This is a genomic window from Neisseria sp. P0009.S007 (assembly GCF_051962515.1).
Genome location: NZ_JBQCVF010000731.1, coordinates 1 through 842 on the forward strand (window position 1 = coordinate 1; position 842 = coordinate 842).

1 protein-coding gene is annotated in these 842 nt (G+C 55.0%); it reads right to left on the minus strand.

Going from position 1 to position 842, the window contains the following annotated elements:
• Window positions 1-50: 50 nt before the first annotated feature.
• The coding region (gene minD, locus ACTHS3_RS16005; RefSeq protein WP_440368506.1) for a septum site-determining protein MinD at window positions 51-842 on the minus strand (792 nt) is incomplete at its 5' end.

Genomic DNA, 842 nt, shown 5'->3' on the forward strand with positions numbered 1-842 from the left:
GTGGCGGTTTTCGGCTTTCTGCCGAACAGCATATCGAGCAGTGACATGTATTAACCTCCGAACAGTCGTTTTAAGAAACCTTTTTTCTCGGCTTCGAGGAAACGCATTTCGCGGTTTTCACCCAAGAGGCGGGCAATAACGTCTTTGTAGGCTTCGGCTGCGGCGGCATTGTCTTGGTGGATGACAGGTTCGCCGGCGTTGGAGGCCTGCAGGACGTTTTGTGATTCGGGAATCACGCCGATCAACGGGATGCGCAAGATGTCGCAGATGTCTTGTACCGACAGCATTTCGCCTTTGGCCACACGCTCAGGGGAGTAGCGGGTAATCAGCAGGTGTTCTTTAACAGTGCTGCCTTGTTCTGCTTTGCGGGATTTGCTTTGCAAAATGCCCAAGATACGGTCGGAGTCGCGGACGCTGGATACTTCCGGGTTAGTGGTAATGATGGCTTCGTCGGCAAAGTAGAGCGCCATCAGTGCGCCTTGTTCGATACCGGCAGGGGAGTCGCAGATGATGAACTCGAAGCCCATTTTTTTGCTGGACAGCTCTTTCATCACGTTGTCCACGCCTTCGCGGGTCAGCGCGTCTTTGTCGCGGGTTTGCGAGGCGGGCAGGATGTAGAGGTTTTCGCAGTTTTTGTCTTTAATCAGGGCTTGGTTGAGTGTGGCTTCGCCTTGGATGACGTTGATGAGGTCATACACGACGCGGCGTTCGCAACCCATAATCAGGTCGAGGTTGCGCAAACCGACGTCGAAGTCGATTACGGCGGTTTTGTGGCCGCGCAGGGCCAGGCCGGTTGCGATGCTGGCGCTGGTAGTGGTCTTGCCTACGCCGCCTTTACCTGA